Source organism: Bacillus sp. FSL K6-1033 (assembly GCF_038630765.1).
Classification (GTDB): Bacteria; Bacillota; Bacilli; order Bacillales; family Bacillaceae; genus Bacillus; species Bacillus altitudinis.
In genome coordinates, this window is the sequence record NZ_CP152041.1 from 622953 (window position 1) to 649359 (window position 26407).

The 26407-nt window shown below is 40.0% G+C and carries 26 protein-coding genes and 2 riboswitches; of the genes, 19 read left to right on the top strand and 7 right to left on the bottom strand.

Features of this window, described 5'->3' with window-relative positions:
- Positions 1–402: 402 nt before the first annotated feature.
- From MHH31_RS03120 to MHH31_RS03150, 7 genes are all read left to right on the top strand, one after another.
- Positions 403–1302, top strand: coding sequence for a cation diffusion facilitator family transporter (locus MHH31_RS03120; protein WP_008344349.1), 900 nt, complete (start codon positions 403–405; stop codon positions 1300–1302).
- Between the two features lie 102 nt (positions 1303–1404).
- On the top strand, positions 1405–2367 hold the full coding sequence (locus MHH31_RS03125) for a MoxR family ATPase (RefSeq protein ID WP_342495265.1): 963 nt from the start codon (positions 1405–1407) through the stop codon (positions 2365–2367).
- Entirely contained in the window at positions 2364–3554 is a 1191-nt protein-coding gene (locus tag MHH31_RS03130; RefSeq protein ID WP_342495266.1) for a DUF58 domain-containing protein, read from the top strand. The genes MHH31_RS03125 and MHH31_RS03130 overlap by 4 nt, the downstream gene beginning before the upstream one ends.
- A 9-nt stretch (positions 3555–3563) precedes the next feature.
- Positions 3564–5771, top strand: a complete 2208-nt coding sequence (locus MHH31_RS03135; RefSeq protein ID WP_342495267.1) for a transglutaminaseTgpA domain-containing protein — start codon at positions 3564–3566, stop codon at positions 5769–5771.
- A 185-nt stretch (positions 5772–5956) separates the two neighbouring features.
- On the top strand, positions 5957–7498 hold the full coding sequence (guaA, locus tag MHH31_RS03140; protein WP_017366723.1) for a glutamine-hydrolyzing GMP synthase: 1542 nt from the start codon (positions 5957–5959) through the stop codon (positions 7496–7498).
- Between the two features lie 246 nt (positions 7499–7744).
- The gene (locus tag MHH31_RS03145) at positions 7745–8533 is read left to right on the top strand and encodes a hypothetical protein (protein WP_342495268.1); all 789 of its coding nucleotides are present in this window, start codon (positions 7745–7747) and stop codon (positions 8531–8533) included.
- Positions 8534–8862: 329 nt separating this feature from the next.
- Positions 8863–11394, top strand: a complete 2532-nt coding sequence (locus MHH31_RS03150) for a DEAD/DEAH box helicase family protein (protein ID WP_342495269.1) — start codon at positions 8863–8865, stop codon at positions 11392–11394.
- A gap of 349 nt (positions 11395–11743) precedes the next feature.
- Here MHH31_RS03150 and MHH31_RS03155 read toward each other — a convergent pair whose 3' ends face one another.
- The 6 genes from MHH31_RS03155 to MHH31_RS03180 all read right to left on the bottom strand — a co-directional run bounded on the left by MHH31_RS03155 (position 11744) and on the right by MHH31_RS03180 (position 14356).
- Positions 11744–11869, bottom strand: coding sequence for a hypothetical protein (locus MHH31_RS03155; RefSeq protein WP_342495270.1), 126 nt, complete (start codon positions 11867–11869; stop codon positions 11744–11746).
- Between the two features lie 19 nt (positions 11870–11888).
- Complete coding sequence (locus tag MHH31_RS03160; RefSeq protein WP_342495271.1) at positions 11889–12617, bottom strand: CPBP family intramembrane glutamic endopeptidase; 729 nt, start codon at positions 12615–12617, stop codon at positions 11889–11891.
- A gap of 95 nt (positions 12618–12712) precedes the next feature.
- Positions 12713–13123, bottom strand: coding sequence for a hypothetical protein (locus MHH31_RS03165; protein ID WP_342495272.1), 411 nt, complete (start codon positions 13121–13123; stop codon positions 12713–12715).
- 5 nt (positions 13124–13128) lie between these two features.
- The gene (locus MHH31_RS03170) at positions 13129–13581 is read right to left on the bottom strand and encodes a LytTR family DNA-binding domain-containing protein (RefSeq protein ID WP_157292997.1); all 453 of its coding nucleotides are present in this window, start codon (positions 13579–13581) and stop codon (positions 13129–13131) included.
- Positions 13582–13596: 15 nt separating this feature from the next.
- Positions 13597–14166 (bottom strand): GNAT family protein, encoded by a 570-nt coding sequence (locus MHH31_RS03175; RefSeq protein ID WP_342473917.1) that lies wholly within the window; start codon positions 14164–14166, stop codon positions 13597–13599.
- 4 nt (positions 14167–14170) lie between these two features.
- Positions 14171–14356: a Fe3+ hydroxamate ABC transporter substrate-binding protein gene (locus MHH31_RS03180; protein ID WP_342495273.1), complete on the bottom strand. Its 186-nt coding sequence runs from the start codon at positions 14354–14356 to the stop codon at positions 14171–14173.
- 179 nt (positions 14357–14535) lie between these two features.
- Between MHH31_RS03180 and MHH31_RS03185 the strand changes: the two genes are divergently transcribed.
- Entirely contained in the window at positions 14536–15081 is a 546-nt protein-coding gene (locus MHH31_RS03185; protein WP_342495274.1) for a sigma-70 family RNA polymerase sigma factor, read from the top strand.
- A complete protein-coding gene (locus MHH31_RS03190; RefSeq protein ID WP_342495275.1) occupies positions 15050–16480 on the top strand; it encodes a DUF4179 domain-containing protein in 1431 nt (476 codons plus the stop codon). Before MHH31_RS03185 ends, MHH31_RS03190 begins: the two co-directional genes overlap by 32 nt.
- A gap of 18 nt (positions 16481–16498) precedes the next feature.
- Here the strand turns inward: MHH31_RS03190 and MHH31_RS03195 are convergent, their stop codons facing one another.
- Positions 16499–17686, bottom strand: coding sequence for an MFS transporter (locus tag MHH31_RS03195; RefSeq protein ID WP_342495276.1), 1188 nt, complete (start codon positions 17684–17686; stop codon positions 16499–16501).
- Between the two features lie 100 nt (positions 17687–17786).
- Here MHH31_RS03195 and MHH31_RS03200 point away from each other — a divergent pair, with 100 nt between their 5' ends.
- The 10 genes from MHH31_RS03200 (at position 17787) to purB (ending at position 26343) form a co-directional block, all read left to right on the top strand.
- A complete protein-coding gene (locus MHH31_RS03200; protein ID WP_039168487.1) occupies positions 17787–18665 on the top strand; it encodes a LysR family transcriptional regulator in 879 nt (292 codons plus the stop codon).
- A gap of 126 nt (positions 18666–18791) precedes the next feature.
- Positions 18792–18893, top strand: a riboswitch (purine riboswitch).
- A 145-nt stretch (positions 18894–19038) separates the two neighbouring features.
- Positions 19039–20364 (top strand): NCS2 family permease, encoded by a 1326-nt coding sequence (locus tag MHH31_RS03205; protein WP_024719393.1) that lies wholly within the window; start codon positions 19039–19041, stop codon positions 20362–20364.
- Positions 20365–20570: 206 nt separating this feature from the next.
- The gene (locus tag MHH31_RS03210; protein WP_008344307.1) at positions 20571–20732 is read left to right on the top strand and encodes a hypothetical protein; all 162 of its coding nucleotides are present in this window, start codon (positions 20571–20573) and stop codon (positions 20730–20732) included.
- A gap of 18 nt (positions 20733–20750) precedes the next feature.
- Positions 20751–20933: a YezD family protein gene (locus MHH31_RS03215; RefSeq protein ID WP_008344304.1), complete on the top strand. Its 183-nt coding sequence runs from the start codon at positions 20751–20753 to the stop codon at positions 20931–20933.
- Positions 20934–21150: 217 nt separating this feature from the next.
- The gene (locus MHH31_RS03220) at positions 21151–21948 is read left to right on the top strand and encodes a hypothetical protein (RefSeq protein ID WP_342495277.1); all 798 of its coding nucleotides are present in this window, start codon (positions 21151–21153) and stop codon (positions 21946–21948) included.
- Between the two features lie 377 nt (positions 21949–22325).
- Positions 22326–22880 (top strand): DUF5698 domain-containing protein, encoded by a 555-nt coding sequence (locus tag MHH31_RS03225; protein ID WP_008344300.1) that lies wholly within the window; start codon positions 22326–22328, stop codon positions 22878–22880.
- Positions 22877–23077 carry an NETI motif-containing protein gene (locus MHH31_RS03230; protein WP_017359825.1) on the top strand — a complete coding sequence of 67 codons (201 nt, stop codon included), beginning with the start codon at positions 22877–22879 and terminating at the stop codon, positions 23075–23077. The genes MHH31_RS03225 and MHH31_RS03230 overlap by 4 nt, the downstream gene beginning before the upstream one ends.
- 79 nt (positions 23078–23156) lie before the next feature.
- Positions 23157–23258, top strand: a riboswitch (purine riboswitch).
- Positions 23259–23427: 169 nt separating this feature from the next.
- Positions 23428–23916, top strand: a complete 489-nt coding sequence (gene purE, locus MHH31_RS03235; RefSeq protein ID WP_017359824.1) for a 5-(carboxyamino)imidazole ribonucleotide mutase — start codon at positions 23428–23430, stop codon at positions 23914–23916.
- Entirely contained in the window at positions 23909–25051 is a 1143-nt protein-coding gene (purK, locus tag MHH31_RS03240; protein WP_342495278.1) for a 5-(carboxyamino)imidazole ribonucleotide synthase, read from the top strand. Before purE ends, purK begins: the two co-directional genes overlap by 8 nt.
- Positions 25048–26343, top strand: a complete 1296-nt coding sequence (gene purB / locus MHH31_RS03245; RefSeq protein ID WP_008344295.1) for an adenylosuccinate lyase — start codon at positions 25048–25050, stop codon at positions 26341–26343. The genes purK and purB overlap by 4 nt, the downstream gene beginning before the upstream one ends.
- Positions 26344–26407: the final 64 nt, after the last annotated feature.

Below are 26407 nucleotides of genomic sequence, written 5' to 3' on the forward strand. Positions count from 1 at the left end.
TCAGCATTGGACAGGTTATCAAACTGACATTTCAAACCTCTTAACATGATGTTAAAAAGTATAAAGGATTTGAGAGATTATGTTCCCTCATTTTCCTCTGCCCATTCTTAAAAATAGCATAAGAAGGAAGAAAGAAAAGTTGTGTTTTAAAATAAAACTATTCTGACAATTAGATAGTAGAGTGATTTTGTTCTTTTTCATTTTTCGGGGTGATTTTGAAAAACGTTGATGGGAGTAGGTCTTGAGGTCAATTGACCTTATAAAAATAAGTTTGCTTAGGTCAACACATTTCTATGTATCCTATTTTGCTGATTCAAGCGAATCATGTTGCTGTAGACCCACACGGGCTTGGCTTTGTAAGATAAATATAGAAAAGTAATGTGTGAGGAGGCGCTGTTCGGTATGGAGCGCTACAACGAATTAAGACAAGGTGAAACAGGTGCTTGGGTCAGCATTATAGCCTATGTGATCTTATCTGCTGTCAAACTGATCATTGGGTATGTGTTTCATTCAGAAGCCCTTTCCGCAGATGGCTTGAATAATACGACAGATATCATTGCTTCGCTGGCCGTATTAATTGGGCTGCGTATTTCTCAGAAGCCACCTGATGAGGATCATCCATACGGTCATTTTAGAGCTGAAAATATTGCGTCACTTGTGGCTTCCTTTATTATGATGCTTGTCGGGCTTCAGGTTTTGCTGAGTGCAGGCCAGTCGCTTTTCTCATCAGAGCATCAAACGCCTGATATGATTGCAGCTTGGACGGCAGCAGGAAGTGCTGTTGTGATGTATGGCGTGTATATGTATAACCGTAAACTGTCTAAACGAATTAATAGCCAGGCGCTATATGCCGCAGCGGCTGATAATAAATCAGATGCTTATGTGAGTATCGGGACGTTTGTCGGAATTATCGCCTCTCAATTTCAGCTGGCGTGGGTTGATACGCTTGCTGCGTTTGTGATTGGCTTAATTATCTGTAAAACGGCGTGGGAGATTTTCAGAGATGCGTCTCATTCGTTAACGGACGGTTTTCATATAAAAGATATGTCTAAATATAAAGAGACGATTGAAGCGACACCAGGAGTGGGCGATTTGAAAGACATTAAAGCTCGTTATCTTGGAAGCACCGTCCATGTGGATGTGGTCGTTGAAGTAGAACCGCATTTAAACATCGCAGAAAGCCATGATATTGCAGATGAAATTGAACGCAGAATGAAGCAGGAACATGATATTTTACACTCTCATGTTCATATGGAACCAGCAAGTGAGCCTAAAGAGGAGCAGAAGTCTTTTCCGTCGTGAGAAGGCTTCTTTTTTCTACGTGTTGATGTTTCATGCAAATGCGTGTTGTATGGTAAAGTTAGACTATATGAAAATTGACGGAAACGTGATAGGAGGATCAGGATGGCATTTGATGAACCGATGCATTCAGATTTACAAAAAATCGTAGATAACATCAATAAAGTGATGGTGGGAAAAAAAGATATTGCGATATTAAGCCTTGTTGCGATTTTGGCGAAGGGGCATGTGCTATTAGAGGATGTGCCTGGCGTTGGGAAGACCATGATGGTTCGTGCTCTTGCAAAATCCATTGGGTGTGAGTTTAAGCGAATCCAATTTACGCCTGACCTTTTGCCTTCAGATGTAACAGGTGTGTCGATTTATAATAAAAAGACAAACGAGTTTGAATTTAGACAAGGACCGATTATGGGGCAGATTATTTTGGCTGATGAAATCAACCGAACCTCTCCTAAAACACAATCAGCCCTTCTTGAAGCGATGGAAGAAGGCAGTGTCACAGTGGACGGAGAAACGATGCCGCTGGCAGATCCTTTCTTTGTGATGGCTACGCAAAATCCAGTGGAGTATGAGGGAACCTATCCACTTCCAGAAGCGCAAATGGACCGTTTCTTATTTAAGCTGCAGATGGGGTATCCAACCATGCTGGAGGAGCTTGAGGTGCTGAATTTGCAGGAGAAACAATCGCCAATTGACACGCTTCAGGCAGTCATGACAAAAGATCATATCCATGCTTTGCAGCAAGCGGTTCAGACCGTACATGTGGATGCATCGATTAAAGAATATATTGTCGAAATCGCCCAAGCGACGCGAAATCATCCGTCTGTCTATTTAGGCGTGAGCCCAAGGGGTTCAATTGCATTGATGAAAGCGGCTCAGGCGTATGCGCTGTTGAACAGGCGGGATTATGTGATTCCTGATGATGTACAGTATTTGGCGCCTTACACATTGCAGCATCGCATGATCTTGACATCAGAAGCAACATATGAAGGGAAGAAGGCGGAGACACTGTTGCGACAGATGATTGAGCATATTGGCGTACCAGTTCAAAAGTCGATGACTCAATGAAGTCACGTAATCGTTTAGCTTTTTCACTATGGTTACGGGTGATGATGCTCGTCATTCTCACGGCAGCAGCCTTTTGCTATGCCATGTTTCAGGGCGGCTTTGTGAGCTGGTTCCTTTTTTATGCATTTTCACCATATGCTTTGTATGCTTTGTTGTTTGCCCTTGTTCCACTTCGTGCAACAGCCAAAAGGACATTACAGCATACCCGGTTAAAGGCAGGGGATGTGCTGTCTGTTGACCTTGAAATCAAGCGGACGAATTTATTTCCGTACGTGTACGCCATACTTGAGGATGAACCGCCGGATACCTTTCATTTGCAGGAACAAATTGAAATGAAGCGAATGATCTTTCCTTGGTTTCGGAAAACGTGGCGTTTTTCGTATCAATTCAATGACATCGTGCGGGGAGAGCATCAATTGACGGCGGTTAGAATCAAAACGGGTGATATGTTTGGGTTTGTTGAAAAAGAAGTGATTCTTCCATTAGAGAAAACATTGCTTGTGTATCCGAAAATGTTGGATATTCCTGTAGAATCTGCTGCATCGGTGAATGAAAATGGAGGCAAAGCGGTGCACTCTTGGTTAAATGAACCGACAAATGTGACGACAGGTGTGCGTGAATACCAGCAAGGAGACCGTTTCGCTTGGGTGGACTGGAAGACAACAGCTAGAAGAGGTCAGCTTATGACGAAGGAGTTTGAACAGAATCAGACAAAGGATCTGGTGGTGTTTGCTGATTTTACAGATGAAGCCGCTTTTGAAACGATTGTGTCTATGGCCGCATCGGTTCTGCAAACGGCTGTGAAAAAAGGGGTGCCGGTAGGCCTTGTCCCGCTTGGGGATCAGCACTTATTTCGAGTGGATCAAGGAGAGTGGCATTTACAGGACATGCTCTACTATTTAACAAAGGTGCAGTATCAGCCTTCTCGTGCACCTGATTATCAATCATTAACAGCGAGTGAGCACCAGCAGACAGGAAAGTATGTGGTGACAGGTCATCTGCAAGAAGAGCTTGCTACCATTTTACTTGGGAATCGAAACAGAAAGAACATCACCGTTCTTTTAGTGAAGAGAGCCGTTGATCGATTGACGGCAAAAGAAAAACAGCTTGTGGACCGGCTTAAAGCTTCTGGGATACACACGACCCTTTTATTTGAGGACCGGCTGCACGAAAGAACTGTGAGGTGACAAACATTTATGCTGCATATGCATCAGCGGCAAAGCCGTTTTGAGTTGTTCATCTATTATGCTGTCGCATTTCTGCTGCTTTGGGAGTGGCTTCGTCCGCTTCAAGATTTTACAGAGACGAGTCATACGTCTTATTTCATCATTTTTATAGGGCTTACGTGTTTGTTTACGTTCTTTCGATTGAAGTGGTATGTGACGTTTCCTATTTGTGCTGGATTGATCTTGCTCGCATTATATTTGATTTTTTATCAATCAGAGCCAAGTTATCTGCCTGCGCTGTTTGCTGATATTAAAGATAATATTTCTTTGATGAGCATGGGCATGTGGAGTGACATGTATCCGTCTTTCCGCACATTGTTGTTTTATATTTTGCTTTGGCTACTTGTGTATTTGCTTCATTATTGGGTTGTGTATCAGCAGCGTATCTTTTTCTTTTTACTGATGACGATTGTATATGTCACGATTCTTGATACGTTTACGCCTTATGATGCGACTTTTGCGATCGTTCGAATTATGGTATTTGGCTTTTGTTTGCTTGGCCTGCTCTATTTCGACCGGCTTCGTTCGGCTGAAGGTGTGCGGGTGTCACAGAAAGCGCGTCTCAATTGGTTCTTACCCATGCTGGTGGTTGTTCTTGTATCAGCATCACTCGGTGCTTCTTTGCCAAAATCTGATCCGAAATGGCCTGACCCTGTCCCGTTTTTTAAAGCGGTCACGAATCAAGATGGTTCTGCCGGGCAGAATAAGGTGGGATATAGTACGGATGATTCGTCGCTTGGGGGACCGTTTAGTGAGGACCGTACACCGGTATTTAAATGGAGCGGAAAAGAGCCGTCTTATTTTCGTGTAGAAACAAAAAGTATTTACACGGGGAAAGGCTGGGAGGATGCTTCAAACGATACGAAACCTACTCGGTTAAAAGGGAATGAAGTGCCGAACCAGTGGTTTACCAATCGCGTGAAAACAGAGGAGCATGAAACAAGAGTCGATATTGAATCAGATTATCGATTTAATCATGCTGTTTATCCGATTGGTACGGTTATGATGACGCCGATGGAAAACATTCCACTGCAAATGATGGGCAAAACGGAGAAAATTGTCCCGTCTACTCAAAACCCGCCCAAAAATTTAGGGAACTATCAAGTCAGCTTCTTATCACCTACATTTATCCTAGAGGATTTACAGCGGATCAAAGTACCGACCAAGCAGCAAGTGAACCAGCAGGTCGGACGTGAATACTTGCAACTCCCATCCTCGCTGCCAGAGCGTGTGAAAACATTGGCGAACAGCTTAACGGAAACGAAGGATAATATGTATGATAAAGCAAAAGCAATTGAGGATTATTTAGGATCTGCGAAGTTTTCATATGAAACCCAAAATGTCGCTGTGCCTGGGCGTGACGAAGACTATGTGGATCAGTTCTTATTTGATACGATGATTGGCTATTGTGATAACTTTTCAACCTCGATGATTGTCATGCTTCGCTCGATTGGAATTCCGGCGAGATGGGTGAAAGGGTACACGTCAGGTCAGTTATATGAAACACAAATGGATGGAAACAATGTGTATGAAGTGACCAATAACAATGCGCATTCATGGGTAGAGGTGTATTTTCCAAACCGTGGCTGGGTGACATTCGAACCGACAAAAGGGTTCACGAACCCAGAGAAATTTACGAATGAAACCACGGCTAACAACGACCAAACAGATGATCAACAGGATGAAAAAGATCAGCCCGCATCTGATCAACAAGAAAACGAGCAGACACAACAGCCGCAGCAACAAGAACCAGAACAGGCGGCAAAACAAGAGGAACAAGCAACTAAAGCAAAGCCAAGTATGGTTCATGTTGGTTCAATCTTGGGCTACGCAGCAGGTGTGATTGTCTTTCTTGGTTTCATAGGCTGGATGCTTTACCGGTTCAGAGCAAGATGGCTGCCAATCTTTATTGTGAGAAAGGTAAAACGTCTGCCAGATGAGGAAGCTTTTTTCTATGCATATGCTGCTCTATTAAAACAGCTAAGGCGCAGAGGGATCGAGAAAAAGCCAGGCATGACGCTAAGAGAATTTGCTTCTTTGATCGATGACAAGGAAGGGAATCATCACATGTCTGAGCTAACGCAGTTCTATGAGCGGGCGCTCTATCGACAAGAAGATGCGTCGGCGCTTTGGCGGCAGTCGGTGAAGTTATGGGAAAATTTAATAAACAGGAGATAGTCTTGACCCCGTACCTTCCTGTTGTTAGAATAGGTGAATATTAAAACCTTCTAAAATACATGAAATTGAAGCGTTCGGATGTGAGTCTGGGCGCTTCAAAAGCGTGATTTACACTGAGAGCAGGTTTTCTCCTCTCATTTTTTCTGTGCGTTTATAAAAACTATATTGGACATAGAGGTGACACCATGACAAATTTAGTAAATGAAATGATTTTGGTTCTCGATTTCGGTAGTCAGTACAATCAGCTGATCACTCGCCGTATTCGTGAATTTGGTGTGTACAGTGAGCTTCATCCGCACACTTTAACTGCTGAAGAAATTAAAGAAATGGCGCCGAAAGGAATCATCCTTTCTGGTGGACCAAACAGTGTATATGATGAAGGATCTTTCCGTTGTGACGAAAAGATTTTTGATCTAGGCATTCCAGTTCTAGGCATTTGCTACGGCATGCAGCTGATGACTCACTATTTAGGTGGGAAAGTAGAAGCGGCTAGCCAGCGTGAATATGGAAAAGCAGACATCCATATTAACGGAACACCTGCTTTATTCAAAGACCTTCCAACGGATCAAGTCGTTTGGATGAGCCATGGTGACCTTGTCGTTGAAGTACCAGAAGGCTTTACAGTTGATGCAACAAGTGCACATTGTCCAAACTCAGCGATGAGCTTAGCTGAGAAGAATTTCTATGGCGTTCAGTTCCACCCAGAGGTACGTCACTCTGAGTACGGAAATGATCTATTGAAGAACTTTGTCTTCGGCGTATGTGAGTGCGATGGCAAATGGTCAATGGAGAACTTCATTGAAATCGAAATGCAGAAAATCCGTGAAACAGTAGGCGACAAACAAGTATTGTGCGCACTAAGCGGCGGTGTAGATTCTTCTGTTGTGGCTGTATTGATCCACAAAGCCATCGGCGATCAGCTGACATGTATTTTCGTTGACCACGGTCTTCTTCGCAAAGGCGAAGCAGAAGGGGTTATGAAAACATTTAGCGAAGGTTTCAACATGAACGTGATTAAAGTAGATGCGAAAGATCGCTTCTTAAACAAGCTAAAAGGTGTGTCTGATCCTGAGCAAAAACGTAAAATCATCGGTAACGAATTCATTTATGTATTCGATGACGAATCGGACAAGCTAAAAGGAATCGACTACTTAGCACAAGGAACTCTTTACACAGATATCATTGAGAGTGGAACAGCAACGGCACAAACAATCAAATCTCACCACAACGTTGGCGGTCTTCCAGAAGACATGCAGTTTGAATTGATTGAGCCACTCAATACACTATTCAAGGATGAAGTTCGTGCTCTAGGGTCAGAGCTAGGTATTCCAGACGACATCGTATGGAGACAGCCATTCCCAGGTCCAGGACTAGGAATCCGTGTACTAGGTGAAATTTCTGAAGAAAAACTAGAAATCGTCCGTGAATCTGATGCGATTCTACGCGAAGAAATTGCCAACTTCGGCCTTGAGCGCGACATCTGGCAATACTTCACGGTCCTCCCAGACATCCGCAGCGTAGGTGTCATGGGTGACGCAAGAACATACGATTACACAATCGGCATCCGTGCTGTTACGTCTATTGACGGTATGACGAGTGACTGGGCAAGAATCCCTTGGGATGTACTTGAAAAGATCTCGACTCGTATCGTGAATGAAGTGAAGCATGTGAACCGCGTGGTGTATGATATTACGAGTAAGCCGCCTGCTACGATTGAGTGGGAATGAATTATATAAATGATTTGGTGTGATAATGTTGTTTTATAAGGGTTTGGGTTATTTTGAAATGACGAAAAACTATATAAAATGATATAGTTCCCCACCAAAATCCCCACCAAGGGGAGAGAGATACCAAATCCTTTTAATAAGGGTTTGGTATTTTTTTTATGATGTGTGGAGAGCATTCAAAACCTATTCGAGCGAAAAAGGATTAGAGCATTTATTGTTAAACTACTTTAATTAAAGGGGAAAAAAATGAAAATACAAATACCTATTAGATATAAGAATCTTATTACAGCTCTAAAATGGGGATCTATATTAACTTCAATAATTGTTAGTTTCTTTACCTTACAAACAGAGTTAGCTGTAATAATTACTTTATTTTTAGTTATTATAGGTCTGTTTGTTGAGAAAGTAATTTTTGAATATAATTATCTCTATATAAATCCAACGCCACGCATTAATGCTGAATTCCAGCAAACTTCTATAGCTGTTGGATTGCATGAATTTAATGGAATAGAACGACCACTTATTGGGATAGTATATAGAACAAAAGTGGAAGCACAAGAAGCGTTTCGCTATTTTAAGAGTATAAACGAAAACAGGTACAAAGATATTGAAAATAATATTTTTCTCAGTTTTGTTTTTGAAGATGAAAAACGTTACACATTCTTTTTGTACCCTAATAAATATAGAAATAGAACGATGAAAAACATCGAAGAAATTATGTTGAATCAGGGTCACGATAAGACAAAGAAACTTAATTTCAAAGTGCTTTCTATAGTAAAGTATTTCCCTAGTACCTTTAAAGGGGAAGGAAGTCTTAGAGAGATTCTTACTGAAAGAGTCTTACCAAAAACACCTTTTGCTTTTCAGACCTTCTATTTAGATAATGGAGAAATAAAACCGGCACAAAAAAAGCCAATTTTAAAGTATCAATTACGAATTATAAATAGAAATGAGTTAAGCTCCGAAGACATTGAAAGTGCATTTGAATGGTTTGATAATAATCCTCATATTCACAAAAGGTTTACAGAGTCATAAGTTTAGCTGGTATTGTATCTTTATCAAATGAAGAAGACTGAAGCTCTTTTATTAAACAGATGAATGAGAACATCTTGATGAGAAAAAGCCTAGCGCAAATAAATTCTTACAAAGTCTCGCAAAAGCAATTGAATTAAAAGATACAAATTTTATACATTTGAACATACCAAATACTATCTTTGTCACAAATAATACACAAAAAACATAGATCTTTAAAAGATTATTTGTTTTCGGTGCTTTTTTCGCTATATAAAATAATCTATACACTTCATATAATTGTGTTAAAATTTTAATGTAAGCGTTTAATTATATATGAGAGGAAGTAAAAAATGAATGAGTTTGATTCTTTTATAAATTTTGATCAATTGGTAGATGATGTATTGACAGGTGAGCCAGATGATCCTAGAGATATTTTCGATATCATTCCAAATAAAAACCCTAAATATGAAGAAACCCTTAGGCCAGGTCAAGAAGTAGTTTTAAAAAAATGGTATGCTGACCACAAAGATAAGCATAATACGATTTTAAAAATGAACACTGGTAATGGAAAAACTGTAGTGGGACTACTTATATTGAAATCATATTTAAACAGAAAAATGGGGCCTGCTGCTTATGTAGTACCTGATAATTTCTTGTTAGAACAAGTGTGTAAAGAGGCAGAAGATCTAAATGTCTTGATTACAAAAGATGTAGATGATTCATCATTCATTAACGGAGATGCAATATTAGTAGTAAATATGCATAAAATATTTAATGGTAGATCTGTATTTGGAGTTAATAATAAAAAAATAGATGTTGGTTGTATAGTTATTGACGATGCGCATGCTTGTATGAATATAGCAAAAAATCAGTTCTCCATTAAAATTCCAAGAGCTAATTCTCTCTATAATTTTTTCTTAAATACTTTTGAATCAAGCATCAAACAACAGAATGAAATAAGGTTTGAAGAATTAGCTCAAAATGAAATAGGTGCTCAACAACTAATTCCATTCTGGGATTGGCAATCAAATCTACAAAATGTAAGAAAGAAATTAATGGAAAATAAAGACGTTAAAGAAGAAAATAATGCTAGTCTTTTTTTTAATTGGGAATTATTAAAAGATAACTTGGATTTGGCAGACTGTATAATTAGCTCAAACGAAATTACTATAAGCGTTGAATATTTACCAATAGAATCTATTCCTAGTTTCAGTGAATGCAAACATAAAATATTCATGAGTGCGACAATAGAAGACGATTCAATTTTAGCCACTCATTTTAATATTGATGTATCTGAGATTGGAAAAATAGTAACCCCTGTGAAAGCTAATGATATTGGTGAAAGAATGATACTTATACCTCAAAGTTTTGATTCCAAAATAAGTGATGATGATCTAAAAAGACTTTATGTGGAATTAGCAAAAAAAAATAATATTGTCATACTCGTTCCTTCAGACGTAAGAGCACAGTATTGGAAAGATGTAGCCTATCAAATAATAGATAATCAAAAAAGTTTAACCGATACTATAGAGGAAATGAAAAATAGAGTTGTTGGAATTGTAGTAATAAAAAATAGATATGATGGAATTGATTTACCAAAATCAGCTTGCACAGTATTAGTTTTAGATGGAATACCAGATATTAGAAGTGGTTATGATAAGTATGAAGAAATTATCTTAATGGATAGTAGCACAATAAACAAAGAGAAAGTTCAAAGAATAGAGCAAGGTATGGGAAGAGCAACTCGTTCGAGAGAAGATTATTCTGTAGTATTTTTAATGGGCAGAAATCTAGTGAGTACATTATATGGTAAAAATGAAGATTATTTTACAAGTGCTACTAGAAAACAATTAAATATATCTAGAGGAATATCTAGACAAATAAAAAACAATCCTGCTAATAAAGATATACATCCACTTAATTTGATGTATAAAACTTCTTCATATTGTCTAGATAGAATACCTAATTGGATTCAAGCACACAGAAAGGCATTATTAGGTGAAATTTATGAAGACTCTGTTTCTTTTGATGAAAATATTTTAAAACTTAGAAAAGCTTTTAATTTATACAAAGATAGACGCTATTCTGAATGTCAAACCTTAATTCAGGAGGTTATATCAGCTGAAAATGATAATACATTAAAAGGATATCTAAAATTCAAACTTGCAAAATATCAAAATAAAACAGATCAAACATCAGCACAAGAAATTTTATCTTCAGCTCGAAAATTAAATAACCGATTGCTTTTCCCGATAAATGGAATACAATATAAAAAGTCTCTTATTCCAAATACCTCTCAAAGCACCAGGATTTCTCAATTTAATTCAAGCTTTTTTGGAGATGCAAATGAATATATATTACATGTTCAGAGTATAGTTGATAACCTACAATTTCAAGATACTAGTTCTACTCTTTTTGAAGAAAATTTGAAAAAATTAGGTGTTGTACTTGGGTTTATATCTAAACGACCTGAGAATGAAGTCGGAAAAGGACCAGATAATTTATGGTTAGATTCCGAAGGGCCTTCTTTTGTAATCGAGTGTAAAAACGAGGCATATGCTGAAACAATTAACAAACAATATTGTAATCAATTAAATGGATCAATAAACTGGTTTGAAAGACAATATGATGGACTATTGAATTTTGTTCCAATCATGATTCACCCATCTACTAAATTTGAATATGCTGCAAGTCCACATTCTAAAATTAGAATTATTGATAAAAATAAATTAGAACTCTTAAAGAAAGCTACCTTAGAATTTTCTGTAGAAATTTCCGCAAATTTCACAAATGAATCAATAATTTTTAAATCATTAAAAAGTAATAATTTATTAGCTAATCTAATTGAAAATAATTACACTATGAAATTTAACTATATCTAATTTTGTAACCCACTATTTTTTATATTGATAAATAAGAAATTACCGAGTTAGAAAAATGAATTTAATTGGTTCGCCTCTAAACATCAATCATTTATTGGAGTATACGGGCATTTTTTATATACTTACATTAAAAAACCACTCTGATTATACTAATCGAGTGGTTTTTTAACTACTAATATTAGCCTTATAACAATACTAACTTTCTAAGTAATATTTGTAATTATTTAATTGTAAAAAGAAACATTATTGGTGAAATGAAAAATAACAACTTTAAATATCGATAAAACAAATAACGAGCTGAATTCATTCAATGCGGTAATATAGTGAGATTTCCAATAAATCTTATGCACTAACATGAGCCTAATTGTTTTATCGGCTCTTTGATATAACTTTGTTTAAAATCCCATTCCCAAGGCTTGATTTCAAGTTCTTCACACTTTTCAAACCAGCCTTCTATCCATGTGTTCCCCTTCATTTCTTTCCTCCTCTTTTCATTATCTATTGAACACTTTTTTCATTCTTAATCTTCTCCACAACACCACCGCAAGAACAAGCAAAATGCCACATTGAATCGAAAGTAAAAGCATTTGTAATTCCACAGGCGTTTGCCCATTTGTGATTTGATCCACGATATTATGAACGGCATGCCATAAGATCACCCATTGCAGACTGTTCGTGAGTGCAACGATTTCAGCTGCAACGAATCCAAATAAAAAGGCGAAAAGGATTTGTGCCACTGTTAATGTGAGGCTTTTTCCGCTTAGCAGATTCGCAGCATGACCAAGTCCGAATAGTACGGCGGAGCCCCATATGGCAGTGCTCAAGTTAATTTGTTTTAAATATTGAAACAGAATGCCTCGAAAGATTCCTTCTTCAAAAAGGCCGACACACACCATGAAGAAACAAAGTGCTAGAAAGGAAGAAACAGTTAAATCCTTGTTGAATCCAGCAATAAACGGAATGGCCTCGATGATAAGGATCGGAAATATCCACATACCAAGAGAGCCTTTTCGAAAACCTATTTCTTTCAAGTGAAAACGACTTTTTTGAATAATGAATAGAAGTAAAAGACACCCAGTTAGCATGGCGCAGCCATTGATGAGATAGATGGTCATCGGATCGGTTACTTCTTTGATGGATAAATAGACACCTGCACTTGTTGGAATGATTAAAGAAAAGAGCAGTAGAAGTACTGATTTTCGAATGATTGTGATTGGTTTCATGTGTTGATTCCTCCTCTAACCTCAGAGTATTGGAATCATGCAGAAGTCACAATGAAATCTTCCTAACATGTCAATTTTTAGCCCTAAGATGCGCTTTAAGATGTTGTTCGTTTCTTTCGTTGCTGTAAAAGTTCGTTGATTTCCTCAGCAGTTGCTTGATCTTTTTTATACAATAGATACTTCATCAAAAAGAATAAAGCCATGACCACAAGGAAATTCACGATAAACGAAAGGGGGCTGAGTTCACCGCTGACGATGATGATGGTGGTCATAATCATACACATCACAAGGACGATATATAGAATTTGTTGAAAAAGAATCCGTTTATGGCTGTACGTTTGTTTTGGGTATAGCAAGAAGGTCAGGGCGCTTGAAAAAAAGGAACTGAACATGATGGCTTGTAAAATATAGATGGGCATCGTTCCAAACGTGAAACAGTAAATCAATACGAGTGCAGTAAAGATCATACAAAATGTGATCAAAAGATTTGTGATATAACGTTTCATCCTGTTCACTTCCTCCGTAATCCAAGCTTCTCTTTTAATGCTTGGATATAAAAACGTGAAATCATTACTTTTTCTTTATTTGTAAGGCTTGCTTCAAAACGGCCACTCGTTTTAGGAGAAATAGCGGCAATAGAATCTATATTCAGAATCATCGATTTTGAAATCCTGACATAATCGTGCGCTTCAAGCCGTTCTTCAAGTTCAAATAACTTTTCCTTTAAGAGAAACACTCCATCTGACGTATACAAGAACGATCTTTTATCAACGCTTTCTATATATAAAATGTCGTGATAATAGACCTTTTTCACTCTTTCTTTCGTTGGTTCTTGTGCTAAGAAATAGGGGGCTGACTGCTCCACTTGCTGGACAAGTTTTTCAACCGCCGGATTGAGTTCATAAATGTGAAAAGAAACATACTCTGGTTGCGGCTTTTGGATGAAATGAATATCCGTTTTCATTTGTTTCTCCTCTGTTTAATAGGATTTTTCGTAATCTCTCTTCAAAATCGAATACATATACACATCATCGAATCCCTTCTGACCCAATTCATACTCTCTTAATAAACCCTCTTGTACAAAATGTATCTTCTCCAATAATTGAACAGAAGACGTATTTGCTGGATCAATGATCGCTTCAATCCGATTCAAGTTCATCTCCTGCAATCCATACCGCAACACCGCAGTAATCGCTTCCTTCATGATGCCTTTTCGCCAATGATCTTGGTGTAATTCATAGCCAATTTCCGTACGGCGGTGCTGTTTTTCTAGATTGAGAAAGCCGCAGCTGCCGATGATGGCTGGATTTTCTTTTAGAGAAATGCCCCAGCGGATGCCTGTTTGTTCTTTGAAGATATTGTCATACCATTTGATTTCCCCTTTTGTGTCCTCGATGGTTTCATGTGCATCAATGCCCATGTAGCGGCACACGGTTTCATTGGATAAATAGATGTGCATATCCTCAGCATCTGCGATTGTCGCTTGTTTTAAGATTAGTCTTTCAGTCTGTATCGTTGGAAATGATTGTGGAAAAGTAATTTTGTTCATGCGTTTATCCTCCATGTGATGTCTTTTGTTCTGTACATGCCTTACAATAAAAAACCCCTTCATTTCTTAGCCAAGCCTTTACTTCTGTCATTCCTCGTCTCTTTGGATAGACCAGCTTAACGTACACTTCTTCGTTACCTACTATTTTCTTTTGGCAGCTAGCACAAGCAGGTTCTTCAAATAGAAACAATCAATATCCTCCTTTTTGTAGATATTTCTTCCATTATATCAAAAGTTCAATACGATCTTTGCGGCCTATTCTTCACTTTCTCTATTTTTGTCCGACATATGCTAAGTAAAAGAAATTTCTGTTTGTTGAAACCGTTTGTGAGAAACCTTGCTCTAACAGGTGTAGGAGGTGTGGATGAGATGAAGCAAGTGCGTCTAATTAAAAAAGCACAAAAAGGGAATGTCCCGGCATTTGAGACATTAATGCTGATGTATCAAGAGCGTTTATATAAAACGGCTTTTCTCTACACAAGAAATAAAGAGGATTCGTTAGATGCTGTTCAGGAGACGGTCATTAAAGCATTTAAACATTTATCTGGATTAAAAGAACCGGCTTATTTTTCTACATGGCTGACTAGGATCTTGATTCATACAATTTTTGCGATGAAGAAGAAGCAGCAAGATGTTGTTCCGTTTGAACAGCATCATGAGAGCGTTGAGCGGCATGATTTTTTGGAAGACAAGATCGATTTAAAAAATGCACTAGATGTATTAGATGAGCAATATCAGCTCGTGATTCAGCTATTTTATTTTCAAGATTATTCAATTTCGATGATTTCTGAGCAGATGGGTGTGCCTGAAGGAACGGTTAAAACTCATTTGTATCGAGCAAGAAAGTTATTAAAGCAAACATTGGAGAAGGAGGAGAGTGTCGATGGAACGAAAAGAAATGAAGAAGCTTTATGATGAGATTGATGTACCAAAGGTTGAAGTGACCTCTGCGGTTCGCCAAGCAATAGGAGATGTGAAAGCGGAAAAGAAAAGACGTTGGTTCACATGGAATTGGAGAACGCCAATCTATTCAGTTATCGCCCTTGTTGTCCTTTACTTTTCATCAGGCTTCATTTTTCCTTCTCTTAATACAGCGATGGCTCGAGTGCCGTTTGTTGGACAGTTATATATGATGTTTCACGATAAAGTAGGAATGTCTCTTTTTCAGAGTGAGTTGGTGAAGCATGTCAATGAGGGAGCTGAATCAAGAGGGGTTACTGTGAAAGTGAACAGTGTGTATTATGATGCCGGGCGGCTTGTTTATACGTTTACTGTGGAGAACTTGAATACAAAGGAAGATGTTGTCCCTTTCATAGTCAACTTAGATCCAGTAAATCAAGCTTCCCAATCGAGTTCCTACAATCATGAATTGAAAAAATTAAAAGATGGCCATTATGTTGGGCAGGTGACAGTCTATACAAATGGTCAAACGATCAAACAAGGTCAACAAGTGCCACTTGTCATTTCGAAAATTGGGGATATTGTAGGGAATTGGCGCTTCAAGGTACCAGCGGTCAAGCAAAAAACCACTGTATTAGCTGGACAAAAAGACGTGTCTATTTTAAATGGACGTTATCACTTAAGAAATATAAAGGTAGAAAATGGAGTGAAAAGCTCTGTTATTCAATATACCATTGATTACAATGGTTTTGCTAAAGACGATATAGTTAGTATAGAAAGAATGAAGGATAATCTAGGGAATGATTATCAGCTCGAAATTGGAACAGTTTTAGGAGAAAAACAACTGACTTCTGACAAAACTAGAAAAAACCATTTGACCATTTTAGATCAGTCGATTGATCCAGAGGCAACTGAATTAACATTTTACACGGGTGTGACAGACGAACAAGAAGAAAGCAAAATCATTCATCTTCAGACAAAGCTGCCTGTTCAGTTCAAAACAAAACATCATGGAATAGGGATCAAAATCAATAAAATTGAGCAAAAGGGGCATTCTGTGACAGTTTATTATCAATTTACTGGAGTAAATCAGAAAGAATTAGATGAGGATGTTATGGAGAATGTAGGTGAATGGATAGGATTAGGTGATGTTAAAAAGCTGAAATCGTGGTCAGACCCTGAAACAAATGATGAAAACGGATATTACTTGGAGAGAAACGATGCGAAGGTGACCAATTTCAAGACAGCCTCTATGCAATCCACCTTTGAATTTGATGTGAAGAAGTTAGACACATTTTCATTTAAGGATTATGGGCTTTACCTTGATTTGTCAGATCTGAACCGATTGGCACCACAGGAAGATATACCCGTAACCATTCCAGTCAAAAAAGAAACATCAAAAGCTAATCGATAAATAAGAAAGCGAACATGATTACACATGTTCGCTTTTTGTCTGCTTTTGAACCAGCTGATGACGGTTGAACGAATACCTGATCAACATCAACGCAGCAAAACTAGCTATCCCACCAATCCAACTTAAATTCGTTACATTTGTATATTGAATAATCAGACCACCCATTGACGATCCAAGCATCATGCCGATATTCATAATCGCTGTATTAAAGCTCAGCACAGTTTCTGATGTTTCGGGTTTTAGGGAGATGAGATAAAATTGCTTCGCTGGTGTTGTTGTCCATGTGGCGGTGCCCCAAATGGCGAGCGTGATGAAGACGCCAACTACAGAAAATTGTGTAAAAGATAATGCAAAGAGCATGAGCATCTGAACCGTGATGCTGATTGAAATGGTTCGGTTTGGTCCCCATTGATCGACAGCGTATCCGCCAAAGCGTGATCCGATAAAAGCAGAAATCCCTAAGACGAGCAAGGCAATGCTTGTCATTTCGAGCGTAAATCCGGATGTCTGTCGCAATAATGGCGAAATGTAGGCAAATACCATTGTGTACCCTAAAATCCAAAAGGCAGTCGTGGCTAAGCCGCTTAACACCCTACGGTCTTGAAGAATTTGCATTTGCTGTTTGAATGGCACATGGGAATGTCCCTCCATAGGCGGTAATAAACGATACAGAAGAAACAAGAGACAAGCGGTTCCTATTGCAATGATGAGAAAAATGGCATGCCAATCTACATATCCTGCTAAAAATGTTCCAATCGGTACACCGAGTACTAGTGAAACTGTAAATCCAGTGATCACCATGGCCATCGCACTCCCCTTTTTTTCTGGCGGGGCGAGCTGCGCTGCATAATTTGTTGCGAGTACAATATATAAGCCGCCACTCATGGCCATGATGACCCGTGAGAGCATGAGCAGCATAAAGTGATGGCTAAAAAAGGCGAGCACATTCCCTGCTATAAACATTGAAATCGCCGATAAAAGAACCTTTTTTCGATTCAATTTCGATGTGGCCATGACTAAAAAGAGGGCACCCACGGCATAAAAAAGAGAATAGATGGTGATGAGCTGTCCCGCAACCGGGATGGAGATGCGCAGATCGTCAGAAATGATGTCCAGTATGCCTGATACGACGAATTCTGAAGTACCTGTGACGAAAGAACCGACGGCTAAAAGAAATATGAGCAATGGATAAGATGTACTTTTCATTTTGAACCCTTCCTTTATGTTGAAACGTTGTATTCATTTTAAATTCCGTGCTAACATAAGTAAAATTGATGTTTTTCATGAAAGGGATGAGTGAATACTCATGAGCTTTGTTCGATTCGAGACGATGGCTAAGGTGGTCGAGCTAGGCAGTTTTACCGCCGCAGCTGAAGCATTAAATATGACACAGTCTGCCGTGAGTCATGCGGTGGCAAGTTTAGAGACGGAGTGGGGCGTGTCTTTATTCGTACGTGACCGAAAAAAGGGCATTACGCTGACAGACATCGGTGAAACCCTTCTTCCGCATATAAGAGAAGTGCTAAATCGAGTAGAGAAAATTCAGCAGGAAATTGCGCTCACCAAAAATATTGAATCTGGCTTGATTAGGATTGGAACATTTGCCAGTGCATCCGCTTGTTTGTTGCCAAAACTGCTTGTGAGCTATCAGAAAAAGCATCCAAAGATTGAATTTAAATTTTATGAGGGGACATATGAAGAAATATTGGAGTGGCTCGATTCTGGCATTATTGATGTTGGGTTTGTTGTAAAAGGTAAAGCGGATGAAGCGTTTGATCTATTGCCACTTATGAAAGATAAAATGGTGGTCGCCTATCACGAAAATCATCGTTTTAAGCAGCAACCAATTGTAGATATGGAAGAATTAGCGGACGAACCGTTTATTATGCCAACTGGCATGTATCAGTCCCATGTAGAGGATATTTTTTCAGAGGCGCAAATCAAGCCGTCTATTTTATTTGAAGTGCATGATTGTACGACCATTGCCCGCATGGTTGGGGAAGGACTTGGTGTGACGATAGGTCCTGAATTATTCCTAAAAACGCAACAACTTGTGCAGATCAGTCATCTGAATGTATCGCATCATCGTGAGGTGGCGCTTGCCTGTCCATCGCTCACGCAATCTTCTCCTGCTGTGAAGGCATTTTTCGATGTAGCAGAAACGGTTTTTGCCAGAATTCAGTGATGGGTGTATAAAGAACTAGATGTGATTTTCCAAATTCGTGTAATAAGACGAATGAAGCGGACATTTCTTTGAAAAATGTTCGCTTTTCGTATTGTGTTTTAAAAATGAAGTTGGTACAATAGACACAGAAATCAAATAGATAGAAGTCGTATAATGGCGGGGATATGGCCCGCAAGTTTCTACCAAGCTACCGTAAATGGCTTGACTACGTCAATTCACACTCGTTTGATATAAATCATGCATTGTTCTTGTTTGATGTCACGGTCTGAATTCACATTGTAGTCAAGCGTCCCAAAAACTGGTGGGGCGTTTTTTATTTGACTTGTGAATGGGGCAGACTAAAGCAAAAGGACATGAAGGGAGTCAGTTGGCTTTGAAACAGTTTTTTCAGTTTGATGAGTTAGGTACGAATTATCGCAGAGAGATCATCGGCGGTTTAACGACATTTTTGTCGATGGCTTACATCTTGTTTGTCAATCCGATCACACTTGCTTTAGTAGCAGTACCGGATTTTCCAGATAAATTACGAATTGATCAGGGGGCTGTCTTTACAGCTACGGCGTTAGCTTCTGCGGCAGGTTGTTTCCTGATGGGATTGATCGCCAGGTACCCGATTGCGATTGCACCAGGTATGGGACTGAATGCGTTCTTCGCTTTCTCAGTGGTTCTTGGTATGGGGATCTCATGGCAGGCAGCACTTTCCGGTGTGTTTGTTTCAGGATTGATTTTCGTTGCTCTTTCTTTAACAGGTTTTCGTGAAAAAATCATCAATGCCATTCCGAGTGAGCTGAAGCTGGCTGTTGGTGCAGGGATTGGTTTGTTCATTACATTTGTGGGTCTTCAAGGCTCCGGTATTATTGCAAATAACGATAATACGCTCGTTTCGATTGGAAATATTCATAGTGGTCCGGTATTGTTGACGGTATTTGGAATCGTTGTGACTGTCATTTTAATGGTTCTTCGAGTGAATGCAGGTGTCTTCATTGGGATGCTTGTGACAGCCATTGCTGGAATGATCTTTGGTCTTGTGCCAGTTCCATCTCAAATTATCGGAAGCATTCCAAGTTTGTCTCCAACCTTTGGTCAAGCTTTGATTCACTTGCCAGATATTTTCTCCATTCAAATGCTTGTGGTCATTTTAACGTTCCTATTCGTTGGGTTCTTTGATACAGCTGGTACACTTGTGGCTGTGGCGACACAAGCTGGTTTAATGAAAAATAATGAGCTGCCTCGTGCAGGAAGAGCGCTTCTGGCGGATTCTTCTTCTATCGTCGTCGGTTCTGTTCTTGGTACATCAACGACGACGTCTTATGTTGAATCTAGTTCAGGTGTTGCTGCGGGTGCCCGCTCTGGTTTTGCAGCCGTCGTGACAGGTATTTTCTTCTTACTTGCGATGTTCTTCTCGCCACTATTATCTGTCGTGACATCGAATGTAACGGCACCTGCTTTAATCATTGTCGGTGCACTGATGGTAGCACCTCTTGCGAAGATCGCATGGGATCGTTTTGAAATTGCGGTACCGGCCTTCTTAACCATGATTATGATGCCACTCACATATAGTATTGCAACAGGGATTGCGATTGGTTTCATTTTCTACCCGATCACCATGATCTTTAAAGGAAAAGCAAAAGAAGTGCATCCAATTATGTACGGACTGTTTGTCATCTTTATTCTATATTTTGCTTTCTTAAATCATTAATGGTTTGTCTGAAACAGCAGCTCATGGAGGCTGCTGTTTTTTGTAGGGAAATTTTAAAAACATAGTTGACTTATAGGAATTATGTGTTTATGATAAAAAGACATAATTCGCTGATTGGATCACCAAAGGCGCTTTGATTTCCTTTTTTCTATAGAAGGGTTCAGAGTGCCTTTTTTCTTGCATTCATTATAACGGGAGGGGATGACTTGTCACGCTGGCTTAGGCAGGTGATTGAGCGGAAAAAGCAGGTATTGATTGAGCAGCTCCTTTTATGGGGGCATGAAGAAAAACATGAAGCGCTCATGCATTATACGATTCATGAGCTGGAAAATGAGGTTCTCTATTTAAAAGAGCGAAAGCAAAATTAGTGGGATGGGGGATGAGCGATGGATGAACAAAAGCTGAATTTTATTTTATCTGCCTTAAAAGGGATTGAATACGGGTCGGTGGTGATCACCATTCATAATGGACAAATTACACAAGTCGATACGACAGAAAAGACTCGTTTCCCCGCACACCAGGAGAATCTTCGGATTCAGAAAGCAAAGCAGGGGCGCTATCGTTCATGAAAAGTAATGAAAGATGATGAAAAGCTGATCCACTCATCAGCTTTTTTGTTTTGGCTTAATTTCTCTCCATTTAAAACCTCTTCATTCATTTATCCGTCTATTCGTATGAACGTCAAGGAATCTTGACTGAATAGAGAGACTCCGCTACTTTAATAGGAGTCATCCGGACAGGTCACCTGAGCCTGTGCGGATTGTCTGAGATAGGAGTTGATATGGGATGTTAGAGAAAGATCAAGAGCAGGTCACATCTGAAACGAAAAACGAAAACGAAGAGCCATCAATAGATCGAGAAACGAGGCAGTCCCGCCTCAGCCGCAGTGCTGCAAAACGAGGAAGAACGGCTAAGCCAGCTGATGAAGAGCGTTCAGCCATTCAGCGCATTGCAAGAGGTGTAGGCGGTGCGTTTAAGCGCTATGGCTCATATGGGCTCGCGATGTTAAAATCACCGAGCCGTGCGATCCATCAAGCGGACACTTTACGCATGAAGTACGCTTGGATTTCAATTGTGTTATTCAGTGTGTTTTTTGCTTTAGGCAACTGCGTTCAATTAAAGGCGTCAAAGACCCGTTTATTAGGTTTTGGTATTCATTATTCTTTTGGTGACGCCTTTTTGAAGGTATCGGTCTTTACACTCATTTTGTTGACACTGATGATGCTGACGGTTTGGGTGCTCGGTAAGTACATGCTGAAAGGGAACATATCGCTGAAAGAAGTGATCATGAAGTTCGGTGCCGTGCTTGTGCCGGTTTTGGTTTTATCTATCCTTTGGCTTGTATTTGCCATGCTGAATATTCCATATGTAACGGTGATTTTATCCGTGATGATGTTTTTTGGTCTTCAGCTGATTGCCATTGTGCTCTTCCGCTCCATTCAATCAGAGCAAGAAGCTGTGCGGGGAGACTTGATGTATGCCGGCTGGGTCTTTTTGTTGATTGAGCTCGTCATCATTGCCCTTTTATGGGGCATTGTCGGAGAGTATTTGATCCCATCACTTGTTCCAGTTCGGTTTGGATAATAACACGTTTCAGCGTGTAGACAAATCTTTGGAATCGACTGTAATCCTGCGTGACGGTGCTCACGAAAGTGAAATTCGCTTCGCACCGGTACTCGTCCTTCTTAGAATTCAAAAGTTTCTATCACGCTGAAAAGAAGACAAAGGGTTAAAATAAAGTATATTTTAGCCCTTTATCAACCATCTAAAGCCTCCTTTTGAAAAAGGAGGTTTTTCATGTTGAGAAGAGGAAAAAACGGGTAAACTCTTGGTAACAAAGACCACCCCTTGTTGTCGAAAGATATATGTGTTTTTCTCGCGCAAATTTGATTGTATCAAGGTTTGTTCTCTAGTAGAATATGGGGTGCTTTATTTGATTTTTAGTGCAGGGGGTTCGAATCGTGCTTCAACAACTTTTATCCAATGCGTTCACCATGGTTTTGATTATTTTAGTGATTAACATTGTTTATGTCTCTTTTTCCACTATGCGTTTAATTTTAACAATGAAAGGCAGAAGGTACGCAGCCGCTTTTGCTGGTACTGTCGAGATGCTGATTTATGTCATTGGTTTGAGTATCGTATTAGATAACTTAGATCAAGTACAAAATGTCATTGCGTATGCGCTAGGTTATGGAATTGGAATCATTGTCGGGATGAAAATTGAAGAGAAGCTGGCACTTGGCTACATTACTGTGAACGTGATTACAAAAGAAATCGATCTAGATCTCCCAAAACAATTGAGAGAAAAAGGATATGGCGTCACCAACTGGGTAGTAGGAGGTCTTGAAGGAGACCGGTCAGCGATGCAAATTTTAACACCGAGAAAATATGAACTGCAATTATATGAAACGATTAAAACGCTTGATTCAAAGGCGTTTATCATTTCGTATGAGCCCAAAACGATTCATGGCGGCTTCTGGGTGAAGGCTGTGAAGAAAAGGAGAATTAAAGAATGACCGCAAAACCAAAGAAAAAGAAATTCTACGTGGAAGACAACATGACGATTGAGCAAGTGTTGTCCCAGATGGCGGAGGAAGGATACTCACCTGTCCGACGAATGGAGGAGCCCATCTTTCAGGAAAAGAAGGAAAATGGGTCGATTCAGATCATTCCGATTGGGAAAAAAATCGTATTTGAGGGAAAAATACTCTAAATCCGAACATTAAAACGACGACTTCATAGATTGTTCGATAAATCCGTTGACATCATGAACATCCGTTGTTAAGATAAACATGAAATCAAAACACGAGCCTCATATAATCTTGGGAATATGGCCCATAAGTTTCTACCCAGTTACCGTAAATGACTGGACTATGCAGGATAGTGAACAAAACTGACATGGCGTTTTAAAAGCGAACAGCGCTTACCATGGCCCGGTTTGTGTTGCTTCCTAACAATGCAATACAAACCGGGCCTTTTTGTTCGGCGTTTGACAAGCTACTTAGGTTTGGGAAGCGTGTCAAACGATACAAAATCGAATAATAGCTTAAAGGTGGGGACAAAATGAAGCCGCTTGTAGGTGTCATCATGGGAAGTACATCTGATTGGGAAACAATGAAACATGCGTGCGATATCTTAGAGGAATTGAACATTCCGTATGAAAAACAGGTTGTATCTGCACATCGGACACCTGATTTGATGTTTGAATATGCGACTGAAGCAAGAGGTAAAGGACTCAAGGTCATTATTGCCGGTGCTGGAGGCGCAGCACATTTACCGGGGATGGTCGCAGCAAAAACGACACTGCCGGTCATTGGTGTGCCCGTACAATCAAAAGCATTAAACGGGCTGGATTCCTTATTATCCATCGTTCAAATGCCAGGCGGTGTACCTGTTGCTACAGTGGCAATTGGCAAAGCTGGTGCAACAAATGCAGGGCTTCTAGCTGCACAAATGATTTCAGCATTCGATGAAGCCGTTGCAGCACGCCTTGAAGAAAGAAGAGAGCAAACAAAACAAACTGTATTAGAAAGCAGTGATCAGCTTGGCTAAGCAGACCATTTTTCCAAACGCAACCATTGGTATCATCGGCGGCGGACAGCTTGGCAGATACATGGCCGTCAGTGCAAAGCAAATGGGCTACCGGGCAGCAGTTCTTGATCCGGTAAGACATTCTCCTTGTGGACAGGTTGCTGATACAGAAATTACAGCCGCATACAGTGACCTTGAAGCGATCAGGCAGCTGGCGGACATCAGCGATGTGGTCACATATGAATTTGAAAATATTGATTATGATGCACTCAATCAGCTGAAGGAAGAGGCGTATTTACCGCAAGGAAGCGAACTCCTTCTTTTAACCCAAAACCGTGAAACGGAGAAAAAAGGGATTGTAGATGCAGGCTGTGAAGTCGCCCCTTATCGCATCGTTCATGATGAGAAGGAGCTGAAAGATGCAGTAAGTGCGCTTGGTTTACCAGCTGTGCTGAAAACATGCAGAGGCGGTTACGACGGTAAAGGACAGTTCGTCATCAAAGAGAAGGATCAGCTTCATGAAGCGGCTGCACTTCTCACGCATGGAACGTGCATTTTAGAAAGCTGGGTTCCTTTCCAAATGGAACTGTCCGTGATTGTGACGCGTTCTGTTCATGGGGAAATTGCGACATTCCCAGTCGCTGAGAACATTCATAAGCACAATATTTTATTCCAAAGCATCGTGCCTGCACGGGTAGATGGCAGCATTCAGGAGAAAGCAAAAGAGCTGGCAACAACGCTTGCTGAAAAGCTAGGGCTGGTCGGTACGCTTGCTGTTGAACTGTTCCTGACAAATGAAGGGAAGCTGCTCGTCAATGAACTGGCACCGCGCCCGCATAACTCTGGACATTACACATTGGATTTATGTGAGACGAGTCAGTTTGAACAGCACATTCGCGCCATATGCGGTTTGCCGCTTGGCGGAACAGCTCTTTTATCAGAGGGTATGATGGTGAACTTGCTGGGCGATGAAGTGGACATCCCAAAAGAACATCCTGAGCTTTTAAAGGAAGCGAAACTTTATCTATATGGCAAACATGAAGTAAAAGCCGGCCGCAAAATGGGGCATATGACATTTATGAAACAGCTTGATGATGAATGGATGGCAAACATCACAAAGATATGGACTGAAAGAGATGGAGGAAACGGGAAATGATCGAACGTTACGCACGACCAGAAATGTCAGCAATCTGGACAGAGGAAAACAAATTTAATGCATGGCTTGAAGTAGAAATTCTCGCTTGTGAAGCTTGGGCAGAACTTGGCATCATTCCGAAAGAAGACGTTGTGACAATGCGCAAGAATGCAAGCTTTGATATTGGACGTATTTTGGAGATTGAACAAGACACGCGCCACGACGTGGTTGCCTTTACGCGTGCTGTATCTGAATCTCTAGGAGAAGAAAGAAAGTGGGTTCATTACGGGTTAACATCTACAGACGTAGTGGATACGGCGCTTTCATATCTATTAAAACAGGCGAACGATATTTTGCTCAAGGACATTGAGAGATTTGTTGACATACTAAAAGAAAAAGCAAAAGAGCACAAATATACCGTCATGATGGGCCGTACGCATGGTGTACACGCTGAACCGACAACATTTGGCTTGAAGCTTGCTCTTTGGTACGAGGAAATGAAGCGTAACTTAGAACGTTTTAAACAAGCAAAAGCCGGCATCGAATACGGCAAAATCTCTGGTGCTGTTGGCACATATGCGAACATCGACCCGTTTGTTGAGCAATATGTATGTGAGAAACTTGGCATCAAAGCTGCACCAATCTCCACCCAAACCTTGCAGCGTGACCGTCATGCAGATTACATGGCAACCCTTGCTTTAGTCGCAACAAGCATTGAGAAATTTGCTGTTGAAATTCGTGGTCTTCAAAAGAGTGAAACGCGTGAAGTAGAAGAGTTCTTTGCAAAAGGACAAAAAGGATCATCCGCGATGCCTCATAAACGAAACCCGATCGGTTCTGAAAATATGACGGGGATTGCCCGTGTCATCCGTGGTTATATGCTGACTGCTTATGAAAATGTACCGCTTTGGCATGAGCGTGATATTTCTCATTCATCTGCTGAACGCATCATTTTACCAGATGCAACGATTGCACTGAACTATATGCTGAACCGTTTCTCTAACATTGTGAAGAACTTGACGGTGTTCCCTGAGAATATGAAACGCAACATGGACCGCACACTTGGCTTGATCTATTCTCAGCGTGTTCTTCTTGCACTTATTGATACAGGCATGGCACGTGAAGAAGCATATGACACGGTTCAGCCAAAGGCGATGGAAGCTTGGGAGAAACAAGTACCATTCCGTTCATTAGTAGAAGCAGAAGAGAAAATCACTTCACGCTTAACACCTGAACAAATCGCTGACTGCTTCGATTACAACTATCACTTGAAAAATGTCGATATGATTTTCGAACGTCTAGGTCTTGCGTAAGAAATGGGCCGCCTGCTAGTCAGGCGCCTAATCCTGAAAATTGCCAACATTCAAATTAGGAGGC

What these genes read in the sequence shown, in the direction of transcription:
- MHH31_RS03170 (WP_157292997.1), bottom strand. Translation starts at nt 13,581, where the DNA reads ATGAAAACGGATATTCATTTCATCCAAAAGCCGCAACCAGAGTATGTT.
- MHH31_RS03190 (WP_342495275.1), top strand. Translation starts at nt 15,050, where the DNA reads ATGGAACGAAAAGAAATGAAGAAGCTTTATGATGAGATTGATGTACCA.
- MHH31_RS03150 (WP_342495269.1), top strand. Translation starts at nt 8,863, where the DNA reads ATGAATGAGTTTGATTCTTTTATAAATTTTGATCAATTGGTAGATGAT.
- MHH31_RS03160 (WP_342495271.1), bottom strand. Translation starts at nt 12,617, where the DNA reads ATGAAACCAATCACAATCATTCGAAAATCAGTACTTCTACTGCTCTTT.
- MHH31_RS03230 (WP_017359825.1), top strand. Translation starts at nt 22,877, where the DNA reads ATGACCGCAAAACCAAAGAAAAAGAAATTCTACGTGGAAGACAACATG.
- MHH31_RS03195 (WP_342495276.1), bottom strand. Translation starts at nt 17,686, where the DNA reads ATGAAAAGTACATCTTATCCATTGCTCATATTTCTTTTAGCCGTCGGT.
- guaA (WP_017366723.1), top strand. Translation starts at nt 5,957, where the DNA reads ATGACAAATTTAGTAAATGAAATGATTTTGGTTCTCGATTTCGGTAGT.
- purE (WP_017359824.1), top strand. Translation starts at nt 23,428, where the DNA reads ATGAAGCCGCTTGTAGGTGTCATCATGGGAAGTACATCTGATTGGGAA.
- MHH31_RS03185 (WP_342495274.1), top strand. Translation starts at nt 14,536, where the DNA reads ATGAAGCAAGTGCGTCTAATTAAAAAAGCACAAAAAGGGAATGTCCCG.
- MHH31_RS03125 (WP_342495265.1), top strand. Translation starts at nt 1,405, where the DNA reads ATGGCATTTGATGAACCGATGCATTCAGATTTACAAAAAATCGTAGAT.
- MHH31_RS03130 (WP_342495266.1), top strand. Translation starts at nt 2,364, where the DNA reads ATGAAGTCACGTAATCGTTTAGCTTTTTCACTATGGTTACGGGTGATG.
- MHH31_RS03145 (WP_342495268.1), top strand. Translation starts at nt 7,745, where the DNA reads ATGAAAATACAAATACCTATTAGATATAAGAATCTTATTACAGCTCTA.
- MHH31_RS03175 (WP_342473917.1), bottom strand. Translation starts at nt 14,166, where the DNA reads ATGAACAAAATTACTTTTCCACAATCATTTCCAACGATACAGACTGAA.
- MHH31_RS03155 (WP_342495270.1), bottom strand. Translation starts at nt 11,869, where the DNA reads ATGAAGGGGAACACATGGATAGAAGGCTGGTTTGAAAAGTGTGAAGAA.
- purB (WP_008344295.1), top strand. Translation starts at nt 25,048, where the DNA reads ATGATCGAACGTTACGCACGACCAGAAATGTCAGCAATCTGGACAGAG.
- MHH31_RS03220 (WP_342495277.1), top strand. Translation starts at nt 21,151, where the DNA reads ATGTTAGAGAAAGATCAAGAGCAGGTCACATCTGAAACGAAAAACGAA.
- MHH31_RS03215 (WP_008344304.1), top strand. Translation starts at nt 20,751, where the DNA reads ATGGATGAACAAAAGCTGAATTTTATTTTATCTGCCTTAAAAGGGATT.
- MHH31_RS03165 (WP_342495272.1), bottom strand. Translation starts at nt 13,123, where the DNA reads ATGAAACGTTATATCACAAATCTTTTGATCACATTTTGTATGATCTTT.
- MHH31_RS03120 (WP_008344349.1), top strand. Translation starts at nt 403, where the DNA reads ATGGAGCGCTACAACGAATTAAGACAAGGTGAAACAGGTGCTTGGGTC.
- MHH31_RS03135 (WP_342495267.1), top strand. Translation starts at nt 3,564, where the DNA reads ATGCTGCATATGCATCAGCGGCAAAGCCGTTTTGAGTTGTTCATCTAT.
- MHH31_RS03200 (WP_039168487.1), top strand. Translation starts at nt 17,787, where the DNA reads ATGAGCTTTGTTCGATTCGAGACGATGGCTAAGGTGGTCGAGCTAGGC.